The organism is Streptomyces sp. H27-H1, from assembly GCF_026627445.1.
GTDB lineage: Bacteria > Actinomycetota > Actinomycetes > Streptomycetales > Streptomycetaceae > Streptomyces.
The window spans coordinates 86950-111694 of record NZ_JAPNLJ010000017.1; the positions used below are offsets into that span (position 1 = coordinate 86950).

The following is a 24745-nucleotide window of genomic DNA, read 5'->3' on the forward strand; positions in this document are numbered from 1 at the left end:
ACCCGTTCGATCCTGGAGCTACCTGAATGAACCCCGGCCTGCCGACCGCCATGGAACGGCCCCACTTCATCGGCATCGGCGGCGCCGGGATGTCCGGCATCGCGAAGATCCTGGCCCAGCGCGGCGCCAAGGTGGCCGGCAGCGACGCCCGTGACTCCGAGACCGCCCAGGCGCTGCGCGCCCACGGCGCCACGGTCCACATCGGGCACGCCGCCGGCCACCTCGCAGACGACGCCACCTGTGTGGTCGTCTCCAGTGCCATCCGCGCCGACAACCCGGAGCTGGCCCGCGCCGCCGAGCTCGGCATCCCCGTCGTGCACCGCTCGGACGCCCTGGCCGGGCTGATGGACGGCCTGCGGCCGATCGCCGTCGCCGGCACTCACGGCAAGACCACCACCACCTCGATGCTGGCCGTGTCCCTCTCGGCGCTGGGCCTGGACCCCTCCTACGCCATCGGCGGCGACCTGGACGCCCCCGGCTCCAACGCCCACCACGGCGAGGGCGACATCTTCGTCGCCGAGGCCGACGAGAGCGACCGCAGCTTCCACAAGTACACCCCGCAGGTCGCGATCATCCTCAACGCCGAGCTCGACCACCACGCGAACTACGCGTCGATGGAAGAGATCTACGAGTCCTTCGAGACCTTCGTCGGCAAGATTCCGGCCGGTGGCACCCTGGTCATCGCCCACGGCCAGGCGGGCGCGGCCGAGATCACCCGCCGGGTCGGCGGCGCCGAAGGCCTCACCGTCGTCACGTACGGCGAGGAGCCCGAGGCCGACGTCCGGATCACCAAGATCACCCCGCGCGGGCTGACCAGTGAGGTCACCGTCGTCGTCGACGGCCGGATGCTCACCTTCACCGTGTCGGTGCCCGGGCGCCACTACGCGCACAACGCCGTGGCGGCCCTCGCCGCCGGTGTCGCGCTCGGCATCCCGGCGCACAACCTGGCCTCCGCCCTCGGCAAGTACACCGGGGTCAAGCGCCGCCTGCAGCTCAAGGGCGAGGCCGCCGGGGTCCAGGTCATCGACTCCTACGCGCACCACCCGACCGAGATGACCGCCGACCTGGAGGCCATCCGCGGCGCCGCCGGGGACTCCCGCATCCTGGTCGTCTTCCAGCCGCACCTCTTCTCCCGCACCCAGGAACTCGGCAGGGAGATGGGCCAGGCCCTCGCCCTCGCCGACGCCTCGGTCGTCCTCGACATCTACCCCGCCCGCGAGGACCCGATCCCCGGGATCACCAGCGAGATCATCATCGCCGCCGCCCGCGCGGCCGGCGCCGACGTCACCCCCGAGCACGACAAGGCCGCCGTCGCCGACGTCATCGCGGGAATGGCCAAGCCCGGCGATCTCGTTCTCACCATGGGTGCGGGCGATGTCACGGACCTGGGGCCGGCCATCCTGGCCCGTCTGTCGAACTGACGGCTCTGGAAGAGCGGGAAAGCGGGAGAGTCATGTCGTACGACGTAGAGAAGACGGACGAGCAGTGGCAGGCGGAGCTGACGCCGTCCGAGTACCAGGTACTGCGCCTCGCCGGGACCGAGCCCGCCTTCCGGGGTGAGTACACGGACACCAAGACGGAGGGCGTCTACAGTTGTCGCGGCTGCGGCTCCGAGCTGTTCCGCTCCACGGAGAAGTTCGAATCGCACTGCGGCTGGCCGTCCTTCTACGACCCGAAGGACTCCGACGCGGTCGAACTGAAGGCGGACGTCGCCCACGGCATGGTCCGCACCGAGGTCCTGTGCGCGAAGTGCGGCTCCCACCTGGGCCACGTCTTCGAGGGCGAGGGCTACCCGACCCCCACGGACCAGCGGTACTGCATCAACAGCATCTCCCTGCGGCTCACCCCCGGTGGAGGGGCCGCCGGGGCCTGAGCGGTCCGGCGCCCGTCCCGACGGCCCGGCGGACCCGCCGGGACGTCGGGACGTCGGGCGCAGCAGTCAGTCCTGGAGCTCGGTCGGGTACGTGGCGGCGCGGTTCGGGACGGGGGTCACGAGTGCTCTCGCCGCATGTGGCGTCCATGAGGACGGCGTCGAATCCGAAGAGGTGGGGGAACACCTGGAGGAATTCCCAGCCCGCCATCGGGAGTTCGTCGTATTCGACGGCCGGCTCGCGGTCGAGGATCCGTACCGTTTCGGCCAGCGTGCGCAGGTATTCGGTGGGCCCCATTCCGTCGGCGGACCGCGTCACTTTCTCCCTGGACTCCGGCGGAAACGACTCGAGCGTGCCGGACCGTGCGACGCAATCCCCGGCGAAGTCCAACACGCCGGCCGCGACATGGGCCGAGCAGTTCCAGCGGGGGGCCCAGTCCTTGCCGACCACCCGGATGCAGCGCCCGATCTCGTCGTCCGGATCGAGTGTCCCGCCCGACTCCTGGACCGAGACGGCGAGATCGACGAGCCGAAGCGCCGGGCCGCCCGTGAACAGTGACGGGGGGATGGCTGCACGTGCTCCACCTCTCTGGGGTGGGGGAGGGGGCGGTCAGTACCTGGGGCGGGCGTATGGGCGCGGGACGAAAAGCGGCCCGGGAGGCATGAACCGCCGCACGAGGGCTTCCGTTATCCAGGTGTACGGCCCACTGTCACGGAAGCAACGCCGACCGGTCCCCCGGGGCCGCTGTTCTTGGGGCGCCCCTGGAACAGCTTCCCTCCCCCCCCCCGCACCGTCTCACCCCGCAGAGGTCGTCGACACCATGGCAGAACTGAACCGCCGCAGGTTCCTGCAGATCGCAGGCGGCACCGCCGCCGTCACGATGCTGAACGAGAGCATCGCGCGCGCCGCCGCCATCCCGGCTCAGGGCAGCACCGGAACCATCCAGGACATCGAGCACATCGTCGTCCTCATGCAGGAAAACCGGTCCTTCGACCAGTACTTCGGCGCGATGAAGGGCGTACGGGGCTTCGGCGACCCGCGGCCGGTCCTGCAGGACAACGGCAAGTCGGTCTTCCACCAGTCCAACGGGACGAAGGACATCCTCCCCTTCCACCCGGAGGTGGCAGACCTCGGGATGCAGTTCCTCGAAGGACTGAACCACGACTGGGCCGGCGGCCACCAGGCGTACAACAACGGCAAGTACGACAAGTGGGTCCCGGCCAAGACGGCCACGACCATGTCGTACATGACGCGGAACGACATTCCGTTCCACTACGCCCTCGCCGACGCGTTCACCGTCTGCGACGCCTACCACTGCTCCTTCATCGGCGCCACGGACCCGAACCGCTACTACATGTGGACGGGCCACACGGGCAACGACGGGGTGGGCGGCGGCCCGGTCCTCGGCAACCAGGAGGCCGGGTACGGCTGGAAGACGTACCCGGAGCGCCTGGAGTCCGCCGGGGTCTCCTGGAAGGTCTACCAGGACGTCGGCGACGGCCTGAACGCCGCCGGCTCCTGGGGCTGGATCAACGACGCCTTCCGCGGCAACTACGGCGACAACTCGCTGCTGTACTTCAACAGCTACCGCAACGCCCAGCCCGGCAGCGCCCTGTACGAGAAGGCCCGCACCGGCACCAACGCCAAGGCGGGGGAAGGCTACTTCGACCGCCTGCGCGCCGACGTCGTCAACGGCACGCTGCCCCAGGTCTCCTGGATCGCCGCCCCCGAGGCGTTCAGCGAACACGCGAACTGGCCGACGAACTTCGGCGCCTGGTACATATCGCAGGTCCTCGACGCGCTGACCGCGAACCCGGCGGTGTGGGCGAAGACGGCCTTCTTCATCACCTACGACGAGAACGACGGCTTCTTCGACCACGTCGTGCCGCCGTACCCGCCGGCCTCCTCCGCGTGGGGCCTGTCCACCGCCGACGTCACGAAGGACCTGTACGCGGGCGGAGGCGGCTACGCGGCCGGGCCGTACGGTCTCGGCCCGCGCGTCCCAATGATCGTGGTCTCCCCGTGGAGCAAGGGCGGCTACGTCAACTCCGAGACCTTCGACCACACTTCGGTGATCCGCTTCATGGAGAAGCGCTTCGGGGTGCAGGAGCCCAACATCTCTCCGTGGCGCCGAGCCGTGTGCGGTGACCTGACCTCGGCCTTCGACTTCACCCAGGCGAACGCCGTGCCCGCCGGACTCCCTTCCACTGCCGGGTACGTCCCGCCGGACAAGAACCGCCACTCGTCCTACCACCCGACCCCGCCGGCGACGGGCGTCCTGCCCAAGCAGGAGGCGGGCGGCAAGCCGACGCGCGCACTGGGCTACGTCCCGTACGTGGACGGCAAGTCCGCAGTCACCACCGGCAAGTTCACCCTGACCTTCTCCTCGGGCCCCTCCCTGGGCGCCCACTTCCACAGCACCTCCGGCAACCGTACGGACGGCCCTTGGCCCTACACGGTCGAGGCGGGCAAGATCCTGTCGGACACCTGGAGCACCAGCAGCTCCACCGGCAACCAGATCGACCTCACGGTCTGGGGTCCGAACGGCTTCCTGCGCACCTGGAAGGGCCCGGCGAAGAAGGCCGGCCCGGAGGTCACGGCCCGCCACGACGCGGCCACCGGCAATCTGCTGCTGTCCCTGGCCAACGGGGGCACGGCGGCCGTCAACCTGACCGTCACCAACTCCTACGGCGGCGCGCCCCAGACCCTGCGCGTCGCGGCCGGCGGCACGGTCCCGTACACGGTGCCGCTGTCCGCCACGGCCCGCTGGTACGACGTCAAGGTCGTCTCCGACGCGGACGCCACCTTCCTGCGCCGTTTCGCCGGCCATGTGGAGACCGGCGCGACCGGAGTCTCCGACCCGGCGATCAAGACCGTCTGACGCGCCCCCCCGGAGCCCCGACCCCTCTCGTTCGCAACGGGGGCGGGGCCCCGGGGGGAGCGCGTGGCCCCGCGGTATGACCGCGGACCCGGTGGGCAGAACATACGGCGGCAATTGATTCAGCCCCCGTCACCGAGGGAGAACGCATGGCCATCGCCCACCGCAGGACCGGTACCGGCCCCGTCCGCGTCATAGTGCTGCACGACTGGTTCGGCACGTCCGCCAACTGGGGTTCCGTACTGGAGTACCTGGACCCGCAGGGGTTCTCGTACGCCTTCCTCGACTACCGCGGCTACGGCGACCGCAGGGACGTCCCCGGCCGCTACGGGCTCCCCGAGATCGCCGACGACGTCCTCGCCCTCGCCGACGAACTCGGCTGGGACACCTTCTCGCTCCTCGGCCACTCCATGGGCGGCAAGGCCATGCAGCAGGTCCTCGTCCGCGCCCCCGAGCGCGTCGAAAAGCTCGTCGGCATCAACCCGCTCCCCGCCGGTCCGTACGAGATGGACGACGCCACCCACGTCCTCTTCTACGGGGCAGCCGGCAACGCCGAGAACCGCCGCGCCATCCTGGACATCGTGACCGGCCGCCGCGCGAGCCCGTACTGGCTGGACCGGATGGTCGAGCACTCCCTCGCCGTGTCCCGGCCGGAGGCCTTCGCCGGGTACCTCGCCAGCTGGCAGCCGCTCGACCTGTCCACCGCCGTGAAGGGCAGCGCCGTCCCGGTGCTGGTCCTCGTCGGCGAGTACGACCTCGCGCTCACCGTCGACATCATGCGGGCCACCTGGCAGGTCTGGTACCCGAACTGCCGCGTCCAGCCGCTCCCCGGCGCCGGCCACTACCCGCCGCAGGAGACCCCGGTGTCCCTCGCCACCGAGGTGGAGGCCTTCCTGCGGAGCTGAGCGGGCATGATCACGCCGGCCGCACCCGGGCCCCGCACCCCGGACGCCGAGAGCCGGGACCACAGCCGCAGCGGACCTCCCGGCAGCGGGAAGCCCCCGGTCGCCCGTCAGGTGGAACGGAAAAACCCGTGAGGGGTACGAGGAAACCTCGTACCCCTCACGGGATCAACAGGGTGAGTGACGGGACTTGAACCCGCGGCCACCTGGACCACAACCAGGTGCTCTACCAACTGAGCTACACCCACCACGAAGGGCGGCGAACCGCCCGTTCGATGTGCAAGCACAGCATAGCTGATCAGCGGGGTGCCCCCGCGACGGCTTTTCGGGCGACCGGTGCGGCGACCGGTCCCGTCGCCCACCGGTCAGCGGCCCGGCGACGGCGCAGGCAACCCCGTACCCCGATTCCCATCCCCATGGATATGGGACCAAATCGACTCACCGGCCTGGATGCCGCCCGCGGCACGGCCGTCCTCGGCATGTTCGCCGTCCACGTCGGCCCGCCGCCCACGCCCGAGGGCCCCGGCTGGCTGTTCGTCGCCGCCGACGGCCGGGCGCCCGCCGTCTTCACGCTCATCGCCGGGTTCTCCCTCGCGCTCGCCCGCTCCCGCACCGCCGGGCCGCCGCCCCTGCGGACCACCCTGGTCCGCTGCGCGGTCCTCGCCGCACTCGGCCTGTTCCTCGCCGCGCCCTCGCCCGGCATCCTCGTGATCCTGGCCTTCTACGCCGTCTACTTCCTGGCCGCCGAACCCTTCACCCGGCTGCGCACCCGCACCCTGGCGGCCGTCGCCGCCGCCTCGGTGGTGCTGGGCCCGGTCCTCTCGTACCTCCTGGGCCCGGCCCTCGGGCTGCGCGCCGGCGGACGCGGTGCCACACCGGTCCCCGCCGACCTGGCGAGCTGGACGGGGGCCGGGGGGATGCTGCGGGACCTGCTGCTCTCGGGTGCGTACCCGCTGCTCACCTACTTCCCGTACGTCCTGGCCGGCATGGCCCTCGGCCGCCTCGCCGACCTGCGCGGCAAGCGGTCGCTGCGACGGCTCACCGGCTACGGGGCGGCCCTCGCCATCGCCGGGTACGGCGCCTCGTGGCTCGCGCTGGGACCCGGCGGCCGGCGGCGCGCGCCGCTGCTGCAGGCCGTCGCACGGGAACACCCCTGGGCGGCCGCGGACCCCGATCCGGTCGCGGCCGTGCTGCGGCAGCAGTTCGGCGCCGTCCCCAGCACCTCCTGGGACTGGCTGCTGACGGCCGGCCCCTACAGCCAGACCCCGCTGGAGACGATCGGGAACCGTGGGGTCGGGGCGGCCCTCATAGGCCTGCTCGCCCTGGCCGCGCACGGCGCGGGCCGGGCGGCGGCCCGGCTGCTGCGGCCGCTCGCCGCCGTCGGCGCGATGGCCCTGACGGTGTACGTGGTGCACGCGCTCGCGCCGGCGGTGTTCATGCCGGGCTGGAGCGGGTGGGAGGTCCTGGCCGGGTTCTCGGCGTCCGCGCTGATCGGGTGCGTGCTCTGGCGGCGTCCGCTGCGCGGTACGGAGCTGTACCGCGGGCCGCTGGAGTGGGCCCTGCGGGCGGCGACCCCGGCGGGGCGGGCGACGGGCTGAGCCCTGGGGGCCGGCCCGTAGGGCTGCCGTCATGGGCCCGGGGTGATCGGCGCGGCCCCCTGCCATCGGAGGGCGGAGCGCGGGAGGATCCCCGCATGGACCATGACTCCGATCCCTTCACGGCCGCCGACTACGCCGCCCGGATGGCCGCCGCCGCGCAGGCCGCCGCCGACGCGGGGCTGGCCGGCCTGCTGGTCGCCCCCGGGCCCGACCTGGCCCACCTCACCGGGTACCGGCCCGTCGACACCGAGCGGCTGACCCTGCTCGTCCTCGCCGCCGGGCAGGAACCCGTCCTCGTCGTCCCGGCGCTGGAAGCCCCCGACGCGGAGAAGTCCCCCGGCGCGGGCGCGCTGACCCTGCGGGACTGGGCCGACGGCAAGAACCCGTACGCCGTGACCTCGCCGCTGCTGGACGTGACCGGCCGCTTCGGGGTCAGCGACAACACCTGGGCCCTGCACCTGCTGGGCCTGCAACGGGAGTTGCCGAACACCTCGTACGCCTCGCTGACCGATGCGCTGCCGATGCTGCGCGCGGTCAAGGACGAGCGCGAACTGGCCCGGCTCGCGGCGGCCGGCGAGGCCGCGGACGCCGCGTACGAGCAGATCCTGCACGTCCCCTTCGCCGGCCGCCGGGAGAGCGACGTCGCCGCGGACCTGGCCGCGCTGCTGCGCGTGCACGGTCACTCCCAGGTGGACTTCACCGTGGTGGGCTCCGGGCCGAACGGCGCCAACCCGCACCACGAGGCCGGTGACAGGGTCATCGGGCAGGGCGACATGGTGGTCCTCGACTTCGGCGGACTCAAGGACGGGTACGGCTCCGACATCTCCCGGACCGTCCACGTCGGCGAGCCCACGGACGAGGAGCAGCGCGTCCACGACATCGTCCGCGAGGCCCAGTTGGCGGGCGTGGCCGCGGCCCGGACGGGAGCCGCCTGCCAGGACGTGGACCGGGCGGCCCGCGCGGTGATCACCGAGTTCGGCTACGGCGAGCAGTTCATCCACCGCACGGGCCACGGCATCGGCGTCACCACGCACGAGCCGCCGTACATGGTGGAAGGGGAGGAGCGGCTCCTCGTCCCCGGCATGTGCTTCTCGGTGGAGCCGGGGATCTACCTCCCGGGGCGGTTCGGCGTCCGCATCGAGGACATCATCACGGTCACCACGAGCGGCTGCCGCAGCTTCAACAACGCCTCACGGGAGCTGGCCGTCGTGGAGTAGGCGCGGCAGCGGGAGGCCGCCACCTCGCCGGGGCCCAGGACCCGGCGAGGTGCCAGGCGGTAGCCGTAGCCGGCGCTCTCCGGGCCGGCGCCAGAAGGCGGCCCGGAACCCGTCGGTGAAATCGTGCGGGACGGGGAAGGGCAGCACGGTGTGCGCGTCCAGCGCCCCGGTCACCACGGACAGCGGGGTGAAGGCGGAGCGATCCAGCTTCCCGACCTCCGGCAGGTACTCCTCGAAGAGCCACAGCTCCGTCCGGTGCTCCGGATCCCAGGTGAAGACGGCCTGGCGCCGGGAGGCCCGCCGCAGTTCGGCCCGACAGGTGTGCGGGCGGGCCCTAAAGGCCCAGCACCACCGCCGACTCGGCCGGTACGTGGACCCGGCCGTCGGCGTCCGGATGCTCGACGGGGAGCCACGCGGCCAGGACCCGTACCCCGTTGCGGCCGAGCGCGACGGTGACCGGTTCCCCGCAGAGGTTCACCACCACGCGGACGTCGCCCCGGCGGAACGTCAGCCAGCGGTGCTCCTCGTCGTGGGCGATCCGCAGTGCCGCCAGATCGGGATCGCGCAGGTCGGAGTGGGTCCGGCGAAGTGCGAGCAGGATGCGGTACCAGTCCAGCAGACGGGCGTGGGAGGCTCGGCCCGGCTCCGACCAGTCGAGGCACGAGCGGTCCCGGGTGGCGGGGTCCTGGGGGTCGGGGATCTCCTCCGCCTTCCAGCCGTGCTCCGCGAACTCCCGCCGCCGGCCCGCCCGTACGGCCTCGGCGAGATCCGGGTCGGGATGGTCGGTGAAGTACTGCCACGGCGTGCCGGCACCCCACTCCTCGCCCATGAACAGCATCGGCACGAACGGCCCGGTCAGCGCCACGGTCGCCGCGCACGCCAGCAGCCCGGGGGACAGGGAGGCCGCGAGCCGGTCGCCCAGTGCGCGGTTGCCGATCTGGTCGTGGGTCTGGGTGTAGCCGAGGAAGCGGTGCGCCGGGGTGCGGCCGCGGTCCACCGGGCGGCCGTGGTGACGGCCCCGGAAGGAGGACCAGGTCCCGTCGTGGAAGAAGGCCCGGGTCATGGTCTTGGCGAGGGCCCCCAGCGGGGCCTCGGCGAAGTCCGCGTAATAGGCCTGGGACTCACCGGTCAGCGCACAGTGCAGGGCGTGGTGGAAGTCGTCGTTCCACTGCGCGTGCAGGCCCAGGCCTCCGGCGGCGCGCGGGCTCGTGGTGCGCGGATCGCAGCGGTCGGACTCCGCGATCAGGAACAGCGGCCGGCCGGTCTCGGCGGCGAGCTCGTCCACCGCCGCGGACAGCTCCTCCAGGAAGGTCAGCGCCCGCCCGTCGGCCAGCGCGTGCACCGCGTCCAGCCGCAGCCCGTCGATCCGGTAGTCGCGCAGCCAGGCGAGGGCGCTGCCCAGGAAATAGGCGCGCACCTCGTCGGAGCCGGGCGCGTCCAGGTTCACCGCCGCGCCCCAGGGGGTGTGGTGGGTCTCGGTGAAGTACGGGCCGAAGACGGGGAGGTGGTTGCCGGAGGGCCCGAGGTGGTTGTGGACCACGTCGAGCACCACACCGAGCCCGGCGGCGTGCGCGGCCTCCACGAACCGGGCCAGCCCGGCCGGGCCCCCGTACGGCTCGTGCACCGCCCAGGGCGCGACCCCGTCGTACCCCCAGCCGTGCCGCCCGGGGAAGGAACAGACGGGCATCAGCTCGACGTGGGTGACGCCGAGGGCGGTGAGGTGGCCGAGGCGGGCGGCGGCCGAGTCGAAGGTGCCCTCGGGGGTGAAGGTGCCGATGTGCAGCTCGTACAGGACGGCGTCCTGGAGCGGGGTCCGGGGCGCCGGCGCGGGGGACTCGGGGGTGAACCGCGCGAAGTCGACGACTGCCGAGAGCCCGTCGGGCCCTTCGGGCAGGCGTCGGCCGCGCGGGTCGGGGCGCAGGGGGCGCTGGGGCTGGCGAGGGTCGTCCCCGGCGTCGTCCGGGCCGCCGCCGAGCAGGAATCCGTACCGGGATCCGTCGGCGGCCGGGGCCTCCACGACCCACCAGCCGTCGCGCTCCGGATCGGGCGCCATCGCGTACGCGGCCCCGTCGAGCCGCAGTGCGACCCGGTCTGTCAGCGGTGCCCACACCTCGAACTGCACGGACGGTCCCCTCGTCTGGCGGCGCTGTCCCAACCTGCGTGTCCGGGCCATCATCCCCGGCTCGACGCGGGAGTTCTGGACACTCTGCCCCCGACGGGCCGACAATCACCCTGTGACGTCGAGTTTCGAGTTCCCCGCCTACCCCGCTCCGCGGCTCTCCGATGCCGAGCGCGACCGCGCGCTCGGCCAGCTCAGGGAGGGCGCCGCCGTCGGCAAGCTGTCGCACGACACCTTCCTGCGCCGCATGGAACTCGCCCTCGTCGCCCGCCGCTCCGAGGACCTCGCCGTGCTCACCGCGGACCTGGAGGGCCGGGAGGGCGCGGAAAGCCCGTGGACCCGTCGGCTGTTCGGCTGGGTCGGGCGGGCATCGGCCGTGTCCGTGGGCGTACGGCGGGCCTGGGCCGTGGAGAAGCTGCCCCCGCTGCTCCTCCCGCACCCGAGCGCCGGACCGCTGCTGATCGGCCGCGACCCGGGCAACGGACTGCGCCTGAGCCACGAGACGGTCTCGCGGGCCCACGCCGAACTGGGCATCCGGGACGGGGTCTGGGTGGTGCGGGACCTCGGCTCGACGAACGGGACCACGGTGAACGGGCGCCGGGTGACGGGCTCGGCGGTGGTCCGCGACGGGGACCAGATCGGCTTCGGACGGATGTCCTTCAGGCTGTCGGGCGGCTGAGGTCCGGGCGAAGGCAGTCCAGCGCTCAGGGACTGCTCCGGGACTGCCCAGGGGCCGCCCCGGGACCCGGTTGGCGGCCGGATGCGGGCCGCGCGCAGGATGGCACCCATGGAACACATGTCTGCCGCCCCCGTCGTACGGCCCGCGCGCCCCGAGGACCTGCCCCGCCTGGTCGAGCTCATGGGTGAGCACATGGTGTACGAGAGGTCCGCGCCCCGTACGGCCGCTCTCGCCGACCGGCTCGGCGCGCAGCTGTTCGCCGACGGGGCCCGGCTCTGGGTGCTGCTGGCCGAGACCCCGCGGGGCGAGGTCGCCGGGTACGCCGCCTGCTCCGCCGAGTTCTCCTTCTGGGAGGCCCGCCACCACCTCCACATGGACTGCCTCTACCTGGCCGAAGAGGCCCGTGGCCACGGCCTCGGCGCCGCCCTGATGGACGAGGTGGCCGCGCTCGCCCGCGGGCTCGGCCTCGGCCACGTCGAATGGCAGACGCCCGACTGGAACGAGGGCGCGATCCGCTTCTACGACCGGCTCGGGGCCACCGGCAAGCCGAAGCTCCGGTACGCCCTGCCGGTCCAGTAGCTCCCGCAGGACGGGGGCCGGGGGCCGGTGGCCGGCCGTCCGGGACGCCCCCGGCTACCGCCCCGCCGCCACGAGCCGGTCGTAGGCCGCCAGCACGACCCGGGACTGGTGCTCCACCTGCGTGGCCACCGGGACCCAGCGCGCCTGGAAGCGGTCCGCGAACTCCTCGCACCATCCCGTGACGAGCCGGTCCACGGCCGGCGCCGCCGGATGCCCCTGGGCGTGCAGCACCCGCAGCAGCATCGCGGCGGCGCGCAGCGAGAGCCGCCGCCCGAAGGCGTCGATGCTCCCGATGTACGCCGCCGTGGCCTCGGCGGGGGCCCCGGCGCATGTCCACTCGGCGGTGATCCGGGGGATCAGCGCGAGCGTCCAGTCCACCGCGCGGAGCAGGGCCGCGGCGGCCGGATCCGTACCGTCGGCCGCTCCCTCCCGCAGGGCCGACACCCGCGCGGCGTCGGCGGTGAGCCGCCCGGCCAGGACGCGCAGGGCGCCGCGCGGGTCGGGGTGCGGGGCCGGGTCGTCCACCAAGTCCGAGGCCCACATCGGGACTTCGACGATCGCGGTGGTGCCGGCGTGGCGGTGGGCGTGGTACCAGGTGCTGAGCCGGGTGTCCTCGGGATGGAACGGCCCGTCGGCCGAGGTGCCGGGGGCGGGCATCACGAAGATCCCCGCCCCGGGCGAGGACCACCCCGAGGCGTCGGAGGCGCTGGTCTCCACCGGTATGTGCAGCTCGGCCGCCGATTTGCCGAAGGGCTCGGCGAGGCCGGGTATGTCACGGGTCAACTGCACCCAGGAGCCGCCGAGATCGGTGCCGTGCAGGGAGACCTGGAGGGCGGGGCGGAGCTCGTCGATGAGGCGGGTCAGGGCGAGGGTCTCGGGCGGGAGGCGGTCCGGGGGCAGTAAAGACGGCGCCCACTCGGGCTGTTCGGGACCGGGCGGCCGGAAGAAGTTCCGGTGGTAGTCGAGCAGGGAGTACGGGCGGGGCGTGCGGTGCAGGGCCGCTCCGTCGGGGTCGGCGCAGAGCAGGAAGTGCCAGGCGGCCCGGCCCGTGGCCGCGGGTTCGCGGATCAGGTGCCGGGCGAGCGCGAGGGCGGTTGCCCCGCCCACGGGCTCGTTGGCGTGGGCCCCGGCGACGACGAGCACGGTGTGCCGGGCGTCGGCGCCGACGGAGAGCAGCCACAGGGGCTCCCCGGCCCGGGAGGTTCCGGCCTGGCGAAGGCGGACCCGGGAGGGGTCCTCCTCCGCCAGGGCCCGGGCGGCCAGGGCCAGTTCGTGAGGGGTGGGGTAGCACATGTCACGGATGAGGGTCACAGGTGATCCCATTCCCGCCGTGACAGTTCCCTAGTGCTGTGGCCGGGAAGGTTATCGGCGCCGGGCGCCGCGACCGGCGAACGTTCCGGCCGCGACGCCCAGCCCTGTCCCGACCGTACGGCCCGCGGGGGAGGACGGCGCCCTCGCGGGCCGGGCGGAGTCAGGCCCGGTCCGGCTCCTCCCGCAGCAGCACGGCGACCGGCGAGGCCCCGTCGAGGAGCTCCGCGAGCAGCGCCGTGCCCTCGTACGAGGCTTCGTACGAGGCCTTGCGCGCGACCCCCGGCGCCCCGAGGACCGCCAGCCGCCGCCAGCGGCCCGGCGGCAGGGCCAGGACGGTGTCCCGCCAGCCGCCCGCCCCGGCCAGCCGGTGCGACAGGCGGGTGGCCACCGCCACCAGGCCGGCCGAGCGGGCGAAGGCCACGCAGTGCTCCGCCGCCGGGCCCCGGGCGGGCAGTGGCGCGTAGCCGGCGAACAGTCCGGGCCTGCTCCGGCGCAGCCGCAGCAGGGCGGCGGTGAGGGCGAGCTTCTCCTCGGCCGTTCCGCTCGGCGTGGCCCCCGCGTCCAGCCGGGCCAGGGCCTCCCGGGGGAAGACGGCGGGCCGCCGGTTGTCGGGGTCGACCAGGGCCCGGTACTCCGTCTCGGCGCCCTGGTAGACCTCCGGGACCCCGGGCATGGCCAGGTGCAGCAGCGCGGCCCCGAGCAGGTTGGCGCGGGCCGCCGCCGCCAGGGACCCGGCCGGCTCCGGCGCCGCCGCCGGGAGGTGCCCCGGGACCGTGGCCTCGTACGCCGGGTCCTGCTCGGTCCACGTGGTGTGCAGGGCGGCTTCGCGGACGGCCTTGAGCAGGGCCTGCGCGAGGCGGGCGGCGCGCTCCGGACCGGCACCGTCGGCCCCCAGCCCGAACGCCGTCTGCCATGCGACCCAAGCGAGTTGGGGGTCCGCACCGGCCGGTGCGGGTACGGACTCCGGGTCCTGCGAGAGCACTGAGATCCGCGCCCGGACGTCCGCGCTGCGCTTCGTGTCGTGCGTGGTCAGCACCGTCCCGGAGCGGGGCCACAGCCTCGCCCGCTCGGCGCAGTACGCGTGGAACTCCGCCACCGTGAGCGCCGGAGCCCCCGGATCCCCGCCCACCTCCGTGGCCGACAGCAGCGGGGCGTACCGGTAGAAGGCCCTGTCTTCGAGCGACTTGGCGCGCAGGGCCGCCGAGGTCTGGGCGAAGCGGGCCGCGAAGGCCCCGTCCCGCAGTAGGAGTTCGCGCAGTGCGGCCACCGGGCCCGCGCCGGCCTGCGCGGCGGCCCGCTCCAGGGCCCCGGGCGCGAGCTGCGGATCGCCGGGGTAGGGTCGGTAGACCGGGTAGGCGATGAGCAACTCGCGTACTGCTGGAGCTAGTTCCGGTCCGGCCAGTCGTTCCAGGGTGGCCAGTTCGGCGGCCAGGTCCCCGGTCAGCACCTCCCGGGCTCCGGCCGCGGCCGTCCGCTCCCACCGGGGCTGCCCGGTCGCCTTGCGGAACCGGGCGTCGAGCCGCGCGGCCCCGGCCGGGTCGGTCAGCATCCCGTCCACCCGGTACAGCGCGTCGTACCCGGTGGTCCCGGCCACCGGCCAGTCGGGAGCCAGCCGTTCCTCGCGGGCGAGGATCTTCTCGACCACCACCCAGCAGTCCGCCCCGACGGCCTCCCGCAGTCGCCGCAGGTAGCCCGCGGGGTCGGCCAGACCGTCCACGTGGTCGATCCGAAGTCCCTCGACGACCCCGTCCCGGACCAGCTCCAGCACCTTGGCGTGGGTGGCCTCGAAGACCTCGGGGTCCTCGACGCGGACCCCGATCAGCTCCGAAATGGTGAAGAAACGGCGGTAGTTGAGGCCGGTTCGGGCTTCCCGCCAGCACGCCGGCCGGTACCACTGCGCGGCGAGCAGCGCTGCCGGCTCCAGGCCTGCCGTGCCCTCCCGGAGCGGGAACTCCAGCTCCCCGATCCGCAGTACGGATGGCTCGCCCGGCCCCTCGGTGTCCGGCCCGGACCCGAACCCGGACCCAGCCCCGGCCCCGGTCCCGGTCCTGACCTCGATGTCGCCCGGATCCAGGGGCTCGGCGAGCACCGGCAGCAGCAGCCTGCCCCCGCCCGCCTCCCAGTCGATGTCGAACCAGCGCGCGTACCGCGAGGCGGGTCCCTCCCGCGCGACCTCCCACAAGGGCCGGTTGAGGCGCAGCGGCGAAGGCAGGGCCATGTGGTTCGGCACGATGTCGAGCACCAGTGCGAGGCCGTGCCCGCGGGCCTCGGCGGCCAGGGCCCGCAGCCCGTCCTCCCCGCCGAGCTCCACGCGGACCCGCGTGTGGTCGGTGACGTCGTAACCGTGGGACGAACCGGGCACCGCCTCCAGTACGGGGGACAGGTGCAGGTGTGAAGCGCCGAGCGAGGCGAGGTACGGTACGACGGCCCGTGCGTGGTCGAAGGTGAACTCGGGGCGCAGCTGGAGGCGGTAGGTCGACGCCGGGGTGACGGCCGGTGGTGCATCGGATGTGGGCCGGTTGAACTCGGGGCGGGGACTACCTGTGTGCGGGGGCAGGCTCATGAGAACGTACGTACCCAGGATGCGGGATTCCGTGCCATTACCCAATGCATCCGGGTGACTGCACCGGGTTAACGTTGCTCAAGTGTTTGGAACCGTCAACACCTATCGCAAAGTCATCGCCCTGACCGGGCCCCTTCTCCCGATCATCTCCTTCTTCGCACGAATGCCCGTCGCGATGTCGCAGTTCGGCAGCGTTCTGCTGGTCGCGGAGACCAGTGGCTCGCTCGCCACCGCGGGCATAGTCGGCGGCACCCTCTCCGCCGGACAGGTGGTCTTCGGACCCGTCCTGGGCCGGCTCGCCGACCGGTACGGCCAGCGTCCCGTCGTCCTGACGGCCGCCGCGGTCAACGCGGTGGCGACCGCCGCCCTGGTGGCCGGGGCACTCTCCGGCCTCGCGACCGTCCCGCTCGCCGCGATCGGCGCCGTCACCGGGGCCTCCGTCCCGCTGATCGGACCCCTCGCCCGTACCCGTTCCGTGGCCCTGGCCCACCGTGCCAAGGCCGACGAAGGCGTCGTGGGCGCCATCCACTCCCTCGAAGGCACCCTGGACGAGGTCTCCTTCGTCTTCGGGCCCGCCCTCGTGGGGCTGGCCACCCTCGTCGCGCACCCGGCCGTGGCCCTCGGCGGGGCGGCCGCCATCGTCGCCGTCTTCGGCACCTTCTACGCGCTGCACCCGACCGCCGCCGTCACGGCCGGAGCTCCCACCGGGAGCCGCCGCGAGAAGGAGCGCTCCCGGATCCGCCCGCCGCGCGTGGTCTTCGCGATACGGGGCTCCCTCGCCCTCCAGGGCGCCATGTTCGGCGCCTGCCAGGCCGGGATCGCCGCCCTCACCGCACAGTTGGGCGTCCCCGGCCAGGCCGGCATCGTCTACGCGGCCATGGGCGTCGTCAGTGCCGCCGTCGGGCTCTCGCTCGGCGCGCTGCCCGCCCGCTTCGGACTGCGGCTGCGCTGGCGGGTGGCCACGGCCGCCGCGCTCGTACTCTCCGTACCGCTGCTCTTCACGAACACCCTGTGGCCGCTGTACGTGGTCGTCACCGTGCTCGGAGCCGCCTACGCCCCGCACCTGATCACCGCCTTCGCCATCACCGAGCGCGCGGTGACCCCGTCCCGGCTCGCCGAGGCGATGGCCTTCGCGGCCAGTTCGCTCGTCGCCGGCCAGGCCGCCTCGCTGGCCGTCGCCGGGCGGCTCGCCGAGTGGTACGGGCCCGCCGCGGCCTTCGCGGTGGCCGTGGGGGCGGCCGCCCTGTGCCTGGTCCTGGCCCTGGTCACCCGGGTGCCCCCGGGCCGTACGCACGCCCCGGCGGCTTCCGTCGGGCGTGCCCGCACGGAAGCCGTCCTGGGAGGCGCCGCCTACGCCGGGCGCTGAAGCACGACCAGACACCGTCCTGTCAATGTCACCCGGTCCCCGGCCGCGTACTGCGGCCCGGTACCGGGTGACAACACCTCCGACCGGGACGTGTCCACGATCAGGCGCCACTGCGTACCGTGCCCGGCCGGGACCGTGAAGTCCTGCGGTTCGGCGCCCGCGTTGAACATCAGCAGGAACGAGTCGTCGGTGATCCGCTCCCCGCGGGTGCCCGGCTCCGAGATGGCTTCCCCGTTCAGGAACACCGCCAGCGCCCGCGCGTGCTGGGCCTGCCAGTCGCGGGCCCGCATCTCCTCGCCGTGCGGGGTGAACCAGGCGATGTCCGATAGCTCGTCGTGCGTCCCCTCCACCGGCCGGCCGTGGAAGAACCGGCGCCGCCGGAACACCGGGTGCTCCCGCCGCAGCCACACCATCTGCCGGGTGAACTCCAGTAGGGCGGGCGCCGGTTTGCCGGGCTCCGGCCAGGTCACCCACGACAGCTCGTTGTCCTGGCAGTAGGCGTTGTTGTTGCCGCCCTGGGTGCGGGCGAACTCGTCCCCGTGGCTGATCATCGGCACGCCCTGGGAGAGCATCAGCGTGGCGATGAAGTTGCGCATCTGCCGCTCGCGCAGTTCCCCGATCTCCGGATCCTCCGTCGGCCCCTCCGCCCCGCAGTTCCAGGAGCGGTTGTGGGTCTCGCCGTCCCGGTTGCCCTCACGGTTGGCCTCGTTGTGCTTCTCGTCGTAGGAGACCAGGTCGTTCAGGGTGAAACCGTCGTGGCAGGTGGCGAAGTTGATCGAGGCCAGCGGCCGCCGTCCGTCGTCCTGGTAGAGGTCGGACGAGCCCGTGAGGCGTCCCGCGAACTCCGCGAGCGTGCGCGGCTGCCCGCGCCACAAGTCCCGTACGGTGTCCCGGTACTTGCCGTTCCACTCGGTCCACAGCGGCGGGAAATTGCCCACCTGGTAGCCGCCCTCGCCCAGGTCCCAGGGCTCCGCGATCAGCTTGACCTGGCTGACCACCGGATCCTGCTGGACCAGGTCGAAGAACGAGGACAGCCGGTCCACCTCGTGGAACTGGCGGGCCAGCGTGGCCGCCAGGTCGAAGCGGAAGCCGTCCACGTGCATCTCGGTGACCCAGTACCGCAGCGAGTCCATGATCAGCTGGAGCACGTGCGGGGAGCGCATCAGCAGCGAGTTCCCCGTACCCGTGGTGTCCATGTAGTGCCGGGGATCGTCCGCGAGCCGGTAGTACGAGGCGTTGTCCAGGCCCCGGAAGGACAGCGTCGGGCCCAGGTGGTTGCCCTCGGCGGTGTGGTTGTAGACCACGTCGAGGATCACCTCGATGCCGGCCTCGTGCAGGGCCCGGACGGCCGACTTGAACTCCAGCACCTGCTGGCCGCGGTCGCCCGAGGCGTAGCCGTTGTGCGGGGCGAAGAAGCCGATGGTGTTGTAGCCCCAGTAGTTGCTGAGCCCGTCGTCGACGAGCCGGTGGTCGTTGACGAACTGGTGCACCGGCATCAGCTCCAGCGCCGTCACCCCCAGTTTGGTCAGGTGGCCGATGACCGCCGGGTGGGCGAGCGCACCGTACGTGCCGCGCAGCTCCTCGGGGAGATCGGGGTGACCCATGGTCAGGCCCTTCACGTGGGCCTCGTAGAGCACGGTGTGGTGGTACTCGTGGCGCGGCGGGCGGTCGTTGGCCCAGTCGAAGTACGGGTTGACCACGACCGAACTCATGCTCTTGGGCGCGGAGTCCAGGTCGTTGCGGGAGTCGGGCCGGCCGAAGTGGTAGCCGTACACCTCCTCGCCCCAGTCCACGCTGCCCGCGACGGCCCGCGCGTACGGGTCCAGGAGCAGCTTGGCCGCGTTGCAGCGCCGGCCGCGCTCGGGCTCGTACGGGCCGTGCACGCGGAATCCGTAGCGCTGGCCGGGCATGATGCCCGGCAGGTAGGCGTGCCGGACGAAGGCGTCGGTCTCGCGCAGTTCGATCGCGGTCTCCGAGCCGTCGTCGTGCAGCAGGCACAGCTCGATACGTCGGGCGGCCTCCGAATAGACCGCGAAATTGGTGCCGGCGCCGTCGTACGTGGCGCCGAGCGGATACGGGTGTCCCGGCCAGACCTGCATAGGAAACGACTCTTCCCCTCCGTGTCGGGCTGATCCGGCATGGACCACGTCATCCAGATCTTCCCCGAAAGAGGGCTCTCACGCGGGGACTTGGGAGGGTCCTACCGGGTGACCCGGAGAGCTGATAAGAGGGTCGGCGGACCATGGTGAGATCCGACTGTGGGGAGATCCGGTCGTCGGTACAGCAGATAATGAGCCAACGGACTGACCGCGTACGGGTCATGGGCCCGCATCGGGCCGCGGTGGCCCGCATCGGGCTGCAGGGTGCCGCGCACGCGGAGTACCCTTCCGTGATCACTGGAGACGGGCGTCCAGACGCAGGAGGCGGTGCACGGGTGAGCTCGGGAGGTCTGGAGCTGCCCCCTGGTGACAGCGGTCACGAGGGCGGCCCGGCGGACGCCGCGGGCGGTGTGTCCGGCGCGATCCCCGCCGGGGCCGTGTCGCTGGCCCCGCCGGAGGCCGGTGGGACCGGAAAGGCGCAGGCCGGAGCCGGGGCCGAGCTGGACTGGGGCGCGGACGCCTGGAGCGAGGTCCGGACCCGGGCCCAGCGCGCCGGCCGTGCGTACATCTGGCTGAACCTGATCGAACAGCGGTTGCGGTCCGTGGTCGGAGCGGTGCTCCGGCCCGTCTACGAGCCCGTGCACGGCGGCGACGACTGGGTGGTGGCGGCCGCGGGCCCCGCCGGCCAGGAGTGGGTGCAGCGCGCGGTCGCCGTACGCGAGGTCAGCCGCCGCAAGGGCTACCTGCTGGACTCCGCCGACGACAACGTGCTGAGCTTCCTCACCCTGCCGCAGCTGCGCGAACTGATGGTCCAGCACTGGCCCTGCTTCGAGCCGTACTTCGACGACCGGCGCGAGATCGAGCAGGCGCTGGACGAGCTGGAGGTCACGCGCAACGTCGTCTCGCGCAACCGGGCCCTGTCGCGGCCGGTCCTTGAACAGGCCGAGCGTGCGTCGGCGCGGCTGCTGGAGGTGCTGGGCGGCGGCGCGGGTTCGCCGGCGGCGGACCGGCTGCCCATCGACGCGGTCGAGGACCTGGTCGGCGACCGGTACGCGGACGTCATCTCCGTCCACCCGGACCGGGTGCGGCTGCAGCGCCAGCTCCCCGCAGAAGACCTGTTCGGCGGCGCCCGGCGGCTCGACGCCATCGGCATCGGGCTCAACCTGCTGGTCCAGAACTTCTCCGGCCGAAGACTCGTACGCCTCACCGAGGCCGGCTGCCGGGTGCGGCTGCTGTTCCTGAACCCGGCGAGCAGCGCCGTCAAACGGCGCGAGCGGGAGCTGGGGCTGCGCAAGGGCGAGCTGAGCCGGTCGGTGGAGATGAACATCCTGCACGTGCGACGGGTCCGGGCGGGCCTGCGCGACGCCTCGGGCTTCGAGATCCACGTCTTCGACGAGACCCCGCGCTTCACCGCCTACCTGGTGGAGGGCGAGTCCTCGGGCATCGCGGTGGTCCAGTCGTACCTGCGCCGGGCCCGGGGCATGGAGGCGCCGGTCCTGGTCCTGCGGGGCGGGGGGCGGGCCGCGCAGGCGCGGCCGGACCACGAGCACGGGCTGTTCCCGACCTACCGCGAGGAATTCGAGTCGATCTGGCAGGACTCCCGCCCGGTGTCGTGATCGCGGTCGTCGGCCCCCGGCGGCCGGCCTGTCAGTGGCCCGTGTCAGGCTGAAAGCCGTTGACGTAGAGGGACGGGTACGGGGGGCACGCGATGGGGGACTGGGCCGGGGACTGGATGGGGGACTGGCACGGCGGGCCGATGGTGGCCTTCGACCTGGAGACCACGGGGACCGACATCGAGTCCGACCGTATCGTGACGGCGGCCGTCGTGGCGGTCGGGCCGGACGGGCAGGTGATGCGGGAGCGGACCTGGCTGGTCGACCCGGGAGTGCCCATCCCGGAGGAGGCCTCGGCCATCCACGGCATCTCCACGGATCACGCCCGCTCCCGGGGGATGGCGGCGGCCGCGGCGATCGAGGAGATCGCCCAGACGCTGGTGGAGGCACTGAGCTCGGGAACCCCGCTGGTGGTGATGAACGCGCGGTACGACCTGACCCTGCTGGACCGCGAGTGCCGCCGCCACGGGATCCGTCCGCTGGGCGAGCGCTGGCCGGGGCAGCCCGCGCCGCCCGTCATCGACCCCCTCGTCCTGGACAAGCACGCGGACCGGTACCGCAAGGGCAGGAGGACCCTCCAGGCCCTCTGCGAGCACTACGGCGTGACCCTGGAAGCGGCGCACGACGCGGGCGCGGACGCGCTCGCGGCGGCCCGCGCCGCCCGGCGGATGGGGGCCGCCCACGCGGCGATAGGGGCGGTCGCCCTGGCGGACCTGCACGAGCTGCAGATACGCGCGGCGGCCGAGCAGGCGGCCTCGCTGCAGAGCTACCTGCGGCGCACCTCGGACCCCGAGGCGATAGTCGAGCGGGCCTGGCCCGTCGTGCCGTACCGGGTCTGACGGGGCCCTCGCTGGTGCTGTGACCGGAAAGGTTCACCGTGTCGCGGTGCCCGGCACGGCACCTCTCCCCCAGCTACCGCTGGGAGGTGCCCCCTGCGTTGTCGGACCACGCCGGTACGTCCAGTACGGGTCGTGGTCCTCCGCCTCGCGATGCACCGCACCAGACACCGCGACCCGGCAAACCTTCCCGGCCACAGCAGCACTAGCGCAGCAGCCAGTCCCGGGTGAGCTCCATGACCTCGGCCCGGCTGCGGGTCCCGTGGTCGGCCGCCATGAAGTGGCCCGCGATCCGCAGGGAGTAGAACATCGTGGACCGCACCTCGACGTCGTCCCCGTCGGGGCAGAACGCGCCGAACAGCGAACGCAGGTAGTTCATCCGGAGGTTGTCGACGCGCCGCATCCGCTGCGCGACGGACGGCTCGCGCCGGGCCCAGTCGCGGACCGCGAGCTCGACGGCGACGGCCCGCGCCGGCTCTTCCGAGGCCGCGACGATCGAGAACAGCCGCTTCAGCTTGGCCCTGGGCTCGCCGCCCGCGGCCTCCACCTGTTCGATCACGGCCCCGGCGGACTCCCGCTCCCAGGTGTCGAGCATCTCGGCGATCAGCGCGTCCCGGTTGCCGAAGTGCCCGTAGAAGCCGCCCTTGCTGACGCCGAGCACCTGCGCGAGCGCCTCGATCCGCACGGCCTGCGGTCCTCCGGCGGCCAGGGCGCGCAGCCCCTCCTCGATCCAGCCGCCGCGCGGCGTTCGGGTCGCGCCCACGAGATGGCTCCCCTCATACGCAGAAGAGATCTATACGGTGCCGTATAGATCGGTGCTAGCCTTCTTGTATACGGCAGCGTATAGACAGCGGCATCGGGACAGCGGCGCAGAGGCAGGGACTTGCCCATGAGACTCCCCGGAACCACGCACACCGACCGGCCCTGGCGGATCCACGAGATCGCCGGCGACTTCCGGGTCGAGGACGTGTGGGAACTCCCGACACCGGGCGGCCCGGACGATCTGGCACGCCTCGTGGAGCAGTTCGAGAAGGGCCGGGGCGATCACGGCGGCTCCCCGGTGGTGCGCACGCTCTTCGCGGTCCGCTGGAAGCTCGGGGCGCTGTTCGGCTGGGACGGGCCCGCCGGCGGCATCGGCGGCAGGGTGGCGAGCCTGCGGGACCGGCTGCCCGAGGACCTCCGAGGGAGCGCCGGCGATCCAGGGTCCGGCTCGTCCCCATTCACCGCCGTCTACCGGACGCACGACGAGTGGGCAGCGGAGATCGCCAACCGGACCATGCACGGAATCCTGCACATCGGCTGGGTCCCCGACGAGGACGGAGCCGGCGGCTACCACGGCCGGATGGCCGTCCTGGTGAAGCCGAACGGCCTCCTCGGCGCCGTCTACATGGCCGGCATCAAGCCCTTCCGCTACCTCGGGGTGTACCCGGCGCTGCTGCGCGGCATCGGCCGAGCGTGGCAGGCCGGACGCGAGGGCCCCGGCCCGGCCTGAGCGTCGCCCGGGGCGCCGAATCAGCTTTCCGGCCACCGGTCGCGGTAGACGACGTGGAGCCCGCTGCCCGCGGCGACGGAGTTGTCGCCATGGCTCATCCGCGTGCAGTAGTGCTGATGGTCGGGGTGGGCCAGGACGTAGCCGGGAGCCCGGTGGGCGACGTCGGCGAAGAGCCACGCGGTGTCGGCGAACACCCGGGCGCTCCCCGTCAGGAACAGCGTTCCGGCGCGCAAGTGCTGGTGGAAGCGGTCCCGGTTCTCTTTGTGGTGGCGCTGCGGCCAGGGGTCGGCCGACAGGTCCCGGGGAGCCGGCCCGGGGAGCCTCGCGGTCTGCCGCAGGCCCGGGCCCAGCCGCGCCCGCAGCTCCTTCCAGCGCGAGGGTGCGAACTGGAGCGAGTGGTGCAGCAGGACGAGGTCGAGCCCCGGCTCTCCCGTCTCCGGGTCGGTGCGCCGCAGCGGGACGTGGACCAGGGAGCGCGGGGAGGTGGCGGCGAGCGACCACAGTCCGGCGATGAGCTGTGCGCCCTCCTGGTCCACCTGGGCATGCAGGTACCGGTTGCCCTCGGACAGCGCCGCGCGGGCCGGCGGCCGGGCCGGGCGGATCACCTTGAACTCCGTGGGGCCGAGCCGGGCCCGGTGGATGGTGAGAAGCAGTTTCATGTGCGGAGATTGAACCGGGGCACTAGAAGGCGTGCCAGCGGATTTCCGGGTCGCCCTCGCGCAGGGAGGCCACGCGGCGGCGGAATTCGGCCAGGGCCTTCGGGTTGGCCGGGGCGTGCTGGGAGACCCAGGCGCAGCTGGCCGTTTCGCGGGCTCCTCGCAGGACCGCGCAGCCCTCCCAGTCGCGCACGTCCCATCCGTACGCCGTCGCGAACGCCTCGTACGAATCGCCGGGCAGTCCGTACCGGTCGCGGGAGAGGGCCATCACCACCAGGTCGTGTTCCCGCAGGTCGGCGGAGACCGTCTCCAGGTCGACGAGGACCGGCCCGTCCGGGCCCACATGGACGTTGCGGGGCAGGGCGTCGCCGTGGATCGGACCCGGGGCGAGGTGGGGGGTGAGGGCCGCGACCTGGCCGGCGTACCCGTCGCGGCGGGACCGCAGGTAGGCCGCGTCGGCCGGATCGATCGCCTCGCCCGCCAGCCGCAGCCAGCGCTCCACCCCGCCCAGCAGATCGCGCGCGGGCAGTACGAAGGGGGGCGCGGGCAGGGCGTGGATCTGCCGCAGCAGCGCCGCGAGGTCCTCCGGGCCGGCCGGGCGGACCGCGTCGGGGAGTTGGTGCCACAGCGTCACCGGGTGCCCGTCCACCAGCCGGGGCCGCGGCTCGGCCGCGCGGACCGCCGGTACCCCGGACTCCGCGAGCCAGCCCGCCACCGCGAGTTCGAGCTCGGCGCGCGGCAGCAGGGCCGCCTCCCGGCCGACCTTGGCGACCAGTCCGCTGCCGAGCGCGAAGACGGCGTTCTCGCCGAGGGCCAGCAGTCGGGGGGCGGGCGACCCCGCCCGTGCCAGGCCCGCCGCCGTCAGGGCGTCCCTGGCCTGTGCCTCGTCCATGCCGTCTCCGCAGTCCGTCCGTTTCCCCGGGTGTCCCGGGCGCCACCGGGCTGTCGCACGGGTGCTCTTGACCG

General features: G+C 73.2%; 20 protein-coding genes and 1 tRNA gene. 12 read left to right on the forward strand and 9 right to left on the reverse strand.

The annotated features are described in order from the left end of the window. The first annotated feature begins 26 nt into the window (after positions 1–26). The gene (gene murC / locus OTB20_RS20335; protein WP_267819410.1) at positions 27–1421 is read left to right on the forward strand and encodes a UDP-N-acetylmuramate--L-alanine ligase; all 1395 of its coding nucleotides are present in this window, start codon (positions 27–29) and stop codon (positions 1419–1421) included. Positions 1422–1453: 32 nt separating this feature from the next. Then, complete coding sequence (msrB, locus tag OTB20_RS20340) at positions 1454–1873, forward strand: peptide-methionine (R)-S-oxide reductase MsrB (RefSeq protein ID WP_267752871.1); 420 nt, start codon at positions 1454–1456, stop codon at positions 1871–1873. Here msrB and OTB20_RS20345 read toward each other — a convergent pair. After that, a complete protein-coding gene (locus OTB20_RS20345) occupies positions 1842–2189 on the reverse strand; it encodes a hypothetical protein (RefSeq protein WP_267819411.1) in 348 nt (115 codons plus the stop codon). The genes msrB and OTB20_RS20345 overlap by 32 nt on opposite strands. A gap of 502 nt (positions 2190–2691) precedes the next feature. Between OTB20_RS20345 and OTB20_RS20350 the strand changes: the two genes are divergently transcribed. Further along, positions 2692–4752, forward strand: a complete 2061-nt coding sequence (locus tag OTB20_RS20350; protein WP_267819412.1) for a phosphocholine-specific phospholipase C — start codon at positions 2692–2694, stop codon at positions 4750–4752. Positions 4753–4898: 146 nt separating this feature from the next. Beyond that, a complete protein-coding gene (locus OTB20_RS20355; protein WP_267819414.1) occupies positions 4899–5654 on the forward strand; it encodes an alpha/beta fold hydrolase in 756 nt (251 codons plus the stop codon). Between the two features lie 172 nt (positions 5655–5826). On the opposite strand, the gene OTB20_RS20360 is transcribed toward OTB20_RS20355, so the two are convergent. Continuing rightward, positions 5827–5899 (reverse strand) — tRNA-His (locus OTB20_RS20360). Positions 5900–6073: 174 nt separating this feature from the next. On the opposite strand from OTB20_RS20360, the gene OTB20_RS20365 reads away from it, so the two are divergent. Next, a complete protein-coding gene (locus OTB20_RS20365) occupies positions 6074–7249 on the forward strand; it encodes a heparan-alpha-glucosaminide N-acetyltransferase domain-containing protein (protein WP_267819416.1) in 1176 nt (391 codons plus the stop codon). Positions 7250–7344: 95 nt separating this feature from the next. Beyond that, positions 7345–8466, forward strand: coding sequence for an aminopeptidase P family protein (locus OTB20_RS20370; RefSeq protein ID WP_267819418.1), 1122 nt, complete (start codon positions 7345–7347; stop codon positions 8464–8466). A gap of 334 nt (positions 8467–8800) precedes the next feature. Here OTB20_RS20370 and treZ read toward each other — a convergent pair whose 3' ends face one another. Further along, complete coding sequence (gene treZ / locus OTB20_RS20375) at positions 8801–10588, reverse strand: malto-oligosyltrehalose trehalohydrolase (RefSeq protein ID WP_267819420.1); 1788 nt, start codon at positions 10586–10588, stop codon at positions 8801–8803. Between the two features lie 112 nt (positions 10589–10700). Here treZ and OTB20_RS20380 point away from each other — a divergent pair, with 112 nt between their 5' ends. Together OTB20_RS20380 and OTB20_RS20385 are read left to right on the forward strand one after the other, a co-directional pair. After that, on the forward strand, positions 10701–11264 hold the full coding sequence (locus OTB20_RS20380; protein WP_267819422.1) for a DUF1707 and FHA domain-containing protein: 564 nt from the start codon (positions 10701–10703) through the stop codon (positions 11262–11264). 108 nt (positions 11265–11372) lie between these two features. After that, positions 11373–11843 (forward strand): GNAT family N-acetyltransferase, encoded by a 471-nt coding sequence (locus OTB20_RS20385; protein ID WP_324290398.1) that lies wholly within the window; start codon positions 11373–11375, stop codon positions 11841–11843. A 54-nt stretch (positions 11844–11897) separates the two neighbouring features. Here the strand turns inward: OTB20_RS20385 and OTB20_RS20390 are convergent, their stop codons facing one another. After that, a complete protein-coding gene (locus OTB20_RS20390; protein ID WP_267819424.1) occupies positions 11898–13154 on the reverse strand; it encodes a M14 family zinc carboxypeptidase in 1257 nt (418 codons plus the stop codon). 160 nt (positions 13155–13314) lie between these two features. Then, a complete protein-coding gene (gene treY / locus OTB20_RS20395) occupies positions 13315–15717 on the reverse strand; it encodes a malto-oligosyltrehalose synthase (protein ID WP_267819425.1) in 2403 nt (800 codons plus the stop codon). A gap of 82 nt (positions 15718–15799) precedes the next feature. Here treY and OTB20_RS20400 point away from each other — a divergent pair, with 82 nt between their 5' ends. After that, positions 15800–17083: an MFS transporter gene (locus OTB20_RS20400; RefSeq protein ID WP_267819427.1), complete on the forward strand. Its 1284-nt coding sequence runs from the start codon at positions 15800–15802 to the stop codon at positions 17081–17083. On the opposite strand, the gene glgX is transcribed toward OTB20_RS20400, so the two are convergent. Then, positions 17068–19182 (reverse strand): glycogen debranching protein GlgX, encoded by a 2115-nt coding sequence (gene glgX, locus OTB20_RS20405; RefSeq protein ID WP_267819428.1) that lies wholly within the window; start codon positions 19180–19182, stop codon positions 17068–17070. The genes OTB20_RS20400 and glgX overlap by 16 nt on opposite strands. Positions 19183–19517: 335 nt before the next feature. Here glgX and OTB20_RS20410 point away from each other — a divergent pair, with 335 nt between their 5' ends. Next, complete coding sequence (locus OTB20_RS20410; RefSeq protein WP_267819430.1) at positions 19518–20798, forward strand: SAV2148 family HEPN domain-containing protein; 1281 nt, start codon at positions 19518–19520, stop codon at positions 20796–20798. Positions 20799–20890: 92 nt separating this feature from the next. After that, positions 20891–21634 carry an exonuclease domain-containing protein gene (locus tag OTB20_RS20415; protein ID WP_267752893.1) on the forward strand — a complete coding sequence of 248 codons (744 nt, stop codon included), beginning with the start codon at positions 20891–20893 and terminating at the stop codon, positions 21632–21634. A gap of 202 nt (positions 21635–21836) precedes the next feature. Here OTB20_RS20415 and OTB20_RS20420 read toward each other — a convergent pair whose 3' ends face one another. After that, positions 21837–22394: a TetR/AcrR family transcriptional regulator gene (locus OTB20_RS20420; protein ID WP_267819432.1), complete on the reverse strand. Its 558-nt coding sequence runs from the start codon at positions 22392–22394 to the stop codon at positions 21837–21839. Positions 22395–22520: 126 nt separating this feature from the next. Between OTB20_RS20420 and OTB20_RS20425 the strand changes: the two genes are divergently transcribed. After that, positions 22521–23123, forward strand: coding sequence for a DUF2867 domain-containing protein (locus tag OTB20_RS20425; RefSeq protein ID WP_267819434.1), 603 nt, complete (start codon positions 22521–22523; stop codon positions 23121–23123). 20 nt (positions 23124–23143) lie between these two features. Here OTB20_RS20425 and OTB20_RS20430 read toward each other — a convergent pair whose 3' ends face one another. Both OTB20_RS20430 and OTB20_RS20435 read right to left on the reverse strand, forming a co-directional pair. Further along, the gene (locus OTB20_RS20430; protein WP_267819436.1) at positions 23144–23782 is read right to left on the reverse strand and encodes a hypothetical protein; all 639 of its coding nucleotides are present in this window, start codon (positions 23780–23782) and stop codon (positions 23144–23146) included. Between the two features lie 22 nt (positions 23783–23804). Beyond that, positions 23805–24671, reverse strand: coding sequence for a phosphotransferase enzyme family protein (locus tag OTB20_RS20435; RefSeq protein WP_267819438.1), 867 nt, complete (start codon positions 24669–24671; stop codon positions 23805–23807). Positions 24672–24745: the final 74 nt, after the last annotated feature.